The sequence below is a fragment of the Caproicibacter sp. genome (assembly GCF_046707225.1).
GTDB lineage: Bacteria > Bacillota > Clostridia > Oscillospirales > Acutalibacteraceae > Caproicibacter.
This window is the reverse complement of sequence record NZ_JBJKOP010000001.1, coordinates 1-7305: the sequence shown is the minus strand read 5'-3', so window position 1 is coordinate 7305 and position 7305 is coordinate 1. Positions and strand designations below refer to the sequence as shown.

Sequence of the window (7305 nt, the reverse complement as noted above, 5' to 3'; positions counted from 1 at the left end):
GACAGTTTGACTGCTTCTTCTTTAAATTCCTTATCATATTTGCGCATTTCAAACACCCCATCATTCTTTCCTTAATTCTATCACATTTTGGGTGTTTGACCTCTGCACTTCTATGATACCGCTCCATCCCCCCATTTTGCCCCAATCACAAACCAAGGTGTTGGTAATTTTTGATGTTTGAAAAGGGAATTTTACAATGTTACTATTGATGTCATAAGTTCGATCGATGGGAGCAATCCAAAAAAAAGGGGGATTCATACGAAAACGTATTTCATTAGGAAAAAGCTTCGGCTTATCATTCCCACACTGATATTTACCGTTCTAGCAATGATTACCCCACAAAGCAGGGCTGACACTCTTTTAGCAAAGACAAATGGAATAACATCGAAGGCTGTGGAAACATTGAGTATCATCAATGCTGCAAAAGAAGCACCACCCGGCAAAACGATCTCACCTGCTTCTTCCTCCCCTGCAATTTCGGTTTCCCAATCGGAATCAAAGCCATTCTCGTCAGTTGCATCTTCGGCAGCATCGTCTTCTTATAAATCGGCAATTTCTTCTGTTGCGACGTCGGCTTCGGCTTCTTCCAGCACAGCTTCCTCCGCTTCCAGTAGCGCTTCTGCTGTGGTGCCTTTGCCCTTTTTGCACCCTGCCCGTATCATGGTCGGCTATTATGGCGGATGGGCGGCTTACTCCGGGTTTACACCGGACAAAGTCAATGCTTCCGGCTTAACAGTTCTCAACTATGCGTTTGCCATGATTGGAACTGATCTCAAGATTGCAGTAAGCGACGACAATATCGACTACTCAAATTTTAATAAACTCCGAACGCTGAAAAAAAGTTATCCCTCGTTGAGAACCGTGATTTCTGTTGGCGGGTGGGATGATTCAAAGCGCTTTTCCGATATGGCCTTAACGGATGTCTCCCGAACTGCCTTTGCGGACAGCGTCGTCGGTTTTATTAAGGCGAACGGTTTTGACGGAGTGGATATTGATTGGGAGTATCCGACGGGAGGTGGCCTGTGCACTAATGTCTCCCGACCCGAGGATAAAACAAACTTCGGCTTGCTTTTAAAAACGCTCCGCGAGAAGTTGGACAGGCAGGGTATTGCGGATCACAAACACTATATCCTTTCTTTTGCGGGTGAGGCAAGCGGCAGCTACGCTGCAGGCATCGACATTTCAAATATTGCGCTGTATGTTGATTATGGAACGATTATGGCCTATGACATTCACGGAAATTGGGATACATACACTGATTTTAACGCTCCGCTTACCATACCGTTCGGTCCTTCGCCGCAGGATAAATCAAGTGTGGACGGTGCGGTTCGCAGCTGGTTGAATCACGGCTTTCCGGCGAAAAAGATGGTGATGGGAGTACCGTTTTACGGATATGTATACCAAGGAGTTCCAAATGTGAACAACGGACTGTGGCAGCATTTTGCATCGGGTGTTGCAATAGGGTACGACGCGATTCAATCTAAATATGCCGGAAATACCTCTTTCCGAAAATTCTATGATGCCACCGCAATGGTACCGTACCTTTTTAATGGTTCCACGTTTATCAGTTATGAAGATGCTTCCTCCATCCAGAGGAAAACACAATATGCGGTTTCCAAGAATCTACTTGGTGTCGGTGCATGGGAGCTCTCCTTTGACCGAAGCGGAACGCTTCTCCGCATGGTGCAGACTGCTTTAGGTTAACATGAAAAAATGCTGCGGGGTTGCTCATCTGAGGCCCCGCCCAGCGGCCGAGTTCTTTGCAAGACCGCCTTGCCACCCGCAATCGAACCATACCGTAGTAACGCCGCCGGCGAAAGCAATGGGTGGCGTTTCGCGGTTCAAGTGAAAATGACTCAGGGCCTGAGCTGTCAGACTATCATCTTGTATAGGAAAACAGCAATCATGCTGCCCGCAATCGGGGCAACCACAGGAATCCACGCATAAGCCCATTGCGACTTGCCCTTATTCGCCAAAGGGAGCATACTATGTACGATTCTGGGGCCTAAATCCCGAGCCGGATTAAGTCCCGGACCGGTAGGACCGCCAAGCGAAGCAACCAATGTACAGACAAGAAATCCAAGAGCAAGCTGACCGATCCCTACTGTTGATTTTAACGCGGTCGAATTTAAAATGAACATGGCTCCTAAGACCAGCAGAAATGTGCCGAAAAACTCTGCAATAAAGCCGTTGAAATAATCGCCGGCCGGAATTGTCGAACATGTGCCCAAGATATGACTGGCATCTTCCGTCTTTTTGTAAAACGGATAATAAATTGCAAACAAAGCGATCTGACCAAGCATCGCGCCGATAAGCTGCGCTATGATGTAGATCAATACCTCCGACCATGGAAAAAGACCGTTTACCGCCAGCCCCAGCGTCATAGCCGGATTAATCTGGGCTCCGCTGATTGGGCCAAACATAAGAACCGGAATCATAACGCCCACGCCGTAGCCGATCGCGATCAGAATCCACCCATTATGGTAACCTTTGGTCCCCTTCAAATCAACATTCGCCACAGCGCCGTTGCCAAATAAGATCAAAATAGCCGTACCGATCATCTCACATACTGCCCTGACTGCCAGACTGTAATGCACAATTTACACTTCTTTCTTTTGTTTCTATCACATTATTCTACTATTACAGAAAGACCGTCCGGAATAACGGTAATCTTAGCATCTTTGCCTTCTATTTCGTAGGCGCGGTTCAGTGCTTGCTCGAACGTTGTTGCAAGCTCCATATGCATATCTGAAACCAATTTCGGATTTACGAGGTCTGAAACCATAATGACATGATGCTTCGAAAGGATACGCGCTAATATCTGCGAAGACCACTGATCCGGAATTGTATCCTGCCGTTTTGTTTCAACAGCCTTATTTAAGAACTCCTGCGGAGTTTTCGCATCGGCAAGATTCTTATAAAAGCCTTCGCCGCCGTGTCCGTCGGCACATCCGGCTACCATGATAATAACACCGTTTTCTTTGTTGGTTGCCTCCGCGGCTGTCATTCCTTTTACGGCCTGGTAAATGTTCTGGTCCAACGGATAGCCGCCGTTCGTGGAAACCGCAATATCACATGGAATTCTATTGACTCTTGACAGATCCCGAACAAAGTCACAGCCTTTAAGATGTGCTTTTTCGCAGTCACCGGCAAAGGAAGCAATAATTTGTTTTTTATTATTTAAAACAACATTCAAAATGAATTTCAGTCCTGCTTTTTTTGCTGCGTATACCATATCTTCATGAATCGGATTATGTTCAAGGTTGCCGGTGCGTGCCCAACGTGAATCGATAAACTCGCCGCAATGATTTGCCATGATAGTCTTATAGGATGCAATTCCCGGCAAAACAGATTTGCGGCCGCCTGAAAATCCCGCAAAAAAATGCGATTCAATAAATCCTTCAGAAATCAGCAAATCAGCCTCAGCTGCAACACGATTAATAATCAGCGGCCCGCCTGACGGGAGTGTACCGATTTTCACCATAACGGAATCATCCGTAGAAACATGCATGATAATCTGCTCGTTTTCAACGATTTCTTTCCCATATTTTTCAACCAATTCTTCCCTTGTAGAGGGACGGTGAAAACCTGTTGCAACAAGGATTTTAATATCCGCTTCCGGTTCGACGCTTCTGATGCGACGAAGCAAAATGGGCGTAATAATCTTAGAGGGAACCGGGCGGGTATGATCCGAACTAATGATAACAATGTTCTTTTTCCCGCGGACTAACTCTTCCAGTTTTTGAGAACCGATCGGGTGATCAAGAGATTCTTCAACCAGTTCATTTTCCGACTGATCCGCGTGAAAGCTGTCTGATTTTGAGCGCAGAACTCCAGATAAATTTTTCTCTTCAAATTGAGCCGTAATTACTTTTCTGTCATAAGGCAGATCAAGATTAACATAATTCATAGCATTCTCCCTGCATTCGCTTTTTTAGTACTTGTTGCAACTTGTACCTACAGCAATTCCAGTTGAATTGTAGAATTTACTCATGTCCCTCCCACGCCTTCGGCGAGGGGAGGGACATGCTCATATGCTCAATCAAAATTGGAAATGCTGTAATCTAACAAGAAGCATTATAGTTCACCGTGATACAATTGTATAGACAGATTAAAAGATGGCTGTGATAAGAAAAACTGCTGGCATAAATTTCCGTTTTAGGCCTGCCGAAGCTCTATTCTTTATATAAGCTTTTAATATAATCGATAAATGATTTCATCCCGAAATATTTAGGATTATCTTTTTTATATACCAAATAGACATTTAATGAATCAGCCGGATTGATTGCATAATAGCCTTCGCCCGTGTTTACGTTCATCGTATTGAGCAAACGCTCTGTTAGAAGCGTGCCTGCGCGGTTTTCCTGACAATACTGGATAATAGAATACGGTGAAGAAAGCTGCGCCGCGATAACTGGCATTTGACCAATCCGACTGAAATACCGTTCATTAACATCGCTCATAAAATAATTCGGCGGATATTTAACCAGCGGGTATTTCATCATCGTTTGGATATCAACCGTATCCTGCAAATTATTTATATTTGGAGCATAATAAACCATATTGTCGGTACGGAATTTTGTTTTTCCAAAGCTATCAACCTTACTGTCCTCCAAAAGAAAAGCAGATGCTATATCGATAATCCCGTTATTCAGGGAATGAATTAACTCATCCTTTTCCATGCTGTATACGGTAATAAACAGATTTTTATTATTCTGCTGATAATAGTTTACATGCCGGTTCATCAGGATGTCTCCCAAAGAAGTCATTACACCAACTTTGAGTTCCAATGTTTTTTCACTACTCGCCTGTTGCAGCTCATAAATTGTTTGGAAGAGTTCCGGCATGATCTTATTGATTTTTTCATAAAAATATTCTCCCTCCGGAGTGAGATGACTGCCACGGTTGTTTCTAAATATCAGCTTAGTTCCTAACGTTTCCTCTAGCTTTTTCATTTGAAAGCTAAACGCCGACTGCGTGATGTTCGCTTGTTTTGCCGCAAGGGTGAAGTTTTGCACCTTGCAGTATACAATAAAATTGTCCAATTCCTGCATGCTTGGCAGATCTTTCATCTTTAATTTCTTCCTCTATTCATAAATTCGTCTTTTTCTAAAAGACGATCGATCCCGGCAAAACCCCTACTGATTTTCCTTCGCTTCTCCTCATTTTATCATGCTTTCGTTAATAAATATAGCTTTGTCACACAGGACAGGGACCGCCTAAGCGCCGATGACAAAGCGGACATGAAAGCAGTGGCGGAAAATATCAAGGCCGGCGGCGTCAAAGAGGTGTCCATAAAATGACCATCCCGATGTACGGCTGTACGGTCGTTAGTAGGCGCACAAAACCACCCGTGAGAGGGTGCAAAAATGCCGGGTTCGAAAACCCGGCAGGAAAGAGTCGTTTTCAGTTTGGCGGCGAGCCTTTGAGTTGCGCGCAGATTCGGCTGCCAAGGCCATGCGCCAGTCCGGCTCTGCGTAGGACGGAAAATAAAATCTCACCGTTTTATCTATGCTATTTGCCAACTTCCCGTAATACTCATATTGCGAAATAAAATGGATTTGCAATCTCATCTTTTCCGCATAATTTTACGGCAGCTTTGAACATTGCTTTTGCATGAATTCGGTCGTGCCAAACAAATCTGCGGCATACTTTTCGCAGCGACCACTGTTCTCCATAACTTCCGTCAAAGACTATGTTTTTCAAAAAATCCGGTTGCTTTTCCAATTCTTCAAAAGCGCGAAGCCGGCAAGTGTAAATATCAGGCTCATTTTCAGCAGAAACCTGGATTTCTCCAAAATAGTAATTGTTCACGTTCTTTGTATGCACATACATTTCTTCGGCGGTAGTCGGTATCATCCCGTAAAACGTTTTTCTCGGCTGAACTACCGACTTATCCTTTATGGGAATCGAGCGATACAGAGTCAAAAAATCCCATGCAGACTTCATGGCTAAAGCATACAGTTTTTTGTATTCCTCCATTGTAAGAGGAGCAATTTCACTTTCGAAAAGCACATCGGAATCTGCGTCGCATATTTGCAAATCACTTTGCTTTTTCTGTATAATGGAAACCGTGCATTCTCCATCTTCCCGATAGGTTCCAAGCCAGCGGCAATACTGCGCAATTTCAGAAGAAAACTTCTGCAAAGCTTTTTCTTGCGTTTTGCCGCGAACATAAGCACCAATAAAATTGCTCGAATAGATCAAATGGCCTTCTTTATTAAATTCGTCTACTGCGTCAATTTGCATAATCTTCACCGCTCTTAATGAAATAATCCGCCACTCCAAAACGGCCTTAATATTTCCGATTACTGACAGTCCCCGGGGCTTCTGGGCTGCGCCGGCCGGTTCTCATTCAGTCAAAGTCGTCCAGATAGAAAGTTAGAAATCACCCTGAAACCTTCTTGGCATATTCTGTTGGCGTCAAATTATTCAGAGAACCGTGCGGCCGAAGGTGGTTATATTCATTTCGCCAGTCTTCAATGATTTCTTTGGCCTCATAGAGATTTTTAAACAGGCTTTCTCCAGATATACCTTATAAATTTTCTCATACCAATTCTATAATTTTTCTTACTCTCACAAGTTAATAGCTTCAGCCCATGAAAATCTATTGGAGTAATAATATCTTCGTGCTTAATATCAGAATTATCTTCCGGTACTTCACAAAAACCATTTACCCATAAAATTCCGTCTTGTTTCAAATGTCGTTCTAAAATAGGGTAAATATTATTCTCTAAACGATAATGATTAATAAGAATTAAGTCAAATTCCCCTAAATCAAGGTAGGATTCTTCTGCACAAAGATTTTTTTGCAATACGCTTATCTTCAATTGTTTTTCTGAAGCAAACCGGCTTAATCTTTCAATAGCGATATTACTGAAATCAACAGCAGTTACTTTGTAGCCGTGTGCAGCCAAAAATATCGCGTTGCGCCCGTCACCGCAAGCCAAGTCCAAAGCTCTTCCGTTTTTAGGAAGACAAATCATATCATTAACCAGGCAGCCTTCCGGCTGCATCAATTTCTGACCTCTTACTTCAAATTTATCATTCCAATAAAATAAATTTCCCATATACATTGAAATCTTCACCTGTTACAATACCAAAATAATGAATAAATATTATATCACAGCGGATATAAAAAATCCATGTGTGGGTTCGCACCCTAACACATGGATTTTTTGGTCGAGGTGACTGGATTCGAACCAGCGGCCTCTACGTCCCGAACGTAGCGCTCTACCAAGCTGAGCCACACCTCGAAAAATACGGCCCCGAAAACGGAGCCTGGCTGCGGAAGAAGGATTCGAA

The 7305-nt window shown here is 43.5% G+C and carries 6 protein-coding genes, 1 tRNA gene and 1 pseudogene; 1 reads left to right on the top strand and 7 read right to left on the bottom strand.

Translation table 11 applies throughout. From position 1 onward, the window contains the following. The first annotated feature begins 402 nt into the window (after window positions 1-402). Window positions 403-1704 (top strand): glycoside hydrolase family 18 protein, encoded by a 1302-nt coding sequence (locus ACLQ3M_RS00040; protein ID WP_411675672.1) that lies wholly within the window; start codon window positions 403-405, stop codon window positions 1702-1704. A 167-nt stretch (window positions 1705-1871) separates the two neighbouring features. On the opposite strand, the gene ACLQ3M_RS00035 is transcribed toward ACLQ3M_RS00040, so the two are convergent. The 7 genes and pseudogenes from ACLQ3M_RS00035 to ACLQ3M_RS00005 form a co-directional block, all read right to left on the bottom strand. Beyond that, complete coding sequence (locus tag ACLQ3M_RS00035) at window positions 1872-2597, bottom strand: MIP/aquaporin family protein (RefSeq protein WP_411675671.1); 726 nt, start codon at window positions 2595-2597, stop codon at window positions 1872-1874. Window positions 2598-2629: 32 nt separating this feature from the next. Beyond that, window positions 2630-3910 carry a nickel-dependent lactate racemase gene (gene larA / locus ACLQ3M_RS00030; protein WP_411675670.1) on the bottom strand — a complete coding sequence of 427 codons (1281 nt, stop codon included), beginning with the start codon at window positions 3908-3910 and terminating at the stop codon, window positions 2630-2632. A gap of 265 nt (window positions 3911-4175) precedes the next feature. Then, window positions 4176-5072, bottom strand: coding sequence for a LysR family transcriptional regulator (locus ACLQ3M_RS00025; protein WP_411675669.1), 897 nt, complete (start codon window positions 5070-5072; stop codon window positions 4176-4178). 466 nt (window positions 5073-5538) lie between these two features. Then, window positions 5539-6249 carry a hypothetical protein gene (locus ACLQ3M_RS00020; RefSeq protein WP_411675668.1) on the bottom strand — a complete coding sequence of 237 codons (711 nt, stop codon included), beginning with the start codon at window positions 6247-6249 and terminating at the stop codon, window positions 5539-5541. 139 nt (window positions 6250-6388) lie between these two features. Then, a pseudogene (locus ACLQ3M_RS00015) lies at window positions 6389-6514 on the bottom strand (integrase core domain-containing protein); the annotation flags it as partial. After that, the gene (locus tag ACLQ3M_RS00010) at window positions 6510-6986 is read right to left on the bottom strand and encodes a class I SAM-dependent methyltransferase (protein WP_411675673.1); all 477 of its coding nucleotides are present in this window, start codon (window positions 6984-6986) and stop codon (window positions 6510-6512) included. The pseudogene ACLQ3M_RS00015 and the gene ACLQ3M_RS00010, both read right to left, overlap by 5 nt. 193 nt (window positions 6987-7179) lie before the next feature. Continuing rightward, window positions 7180-7256, bottom strand: a tRNA-Pro gene (locus ACLQ3M_RS00005). Window positions 7257-7305: the final 49 nt, after the last annotated feature.

Bases quoted from the DNA above. Each gene is read 5' to 3' on its own strand.
- ACLQ3M_RS00020 (WP_411675668.1), bottom strand. From the start codon at position 6,249: ATGCAAATTGACGCAGTAGACGAATTTAATAAAGAAGGCCATTTGATC.
- ACLQ3M_RS00010 (WP_411675673.1), bottom strand. From the start codon at position 6,986: ATGATTTGTCTTCCTAAAAACGGAAGAGCTTTGGACTTGGCTTGCGGT.
- larA (WP_411675670.1), bottom strand. From the start codon at position 3,910: ATGAATTATGTTAATCTTGATCTGCCTTATGACAGAAAAGTAATTACG.
- ACLQ3M_RS00025 (WP_411675669.1), bottom strand. From the start codon at position 5,072: ATGAAAGATCTGCCAAGCATGCAGGAATTGGACAATTTTATTGTATAC.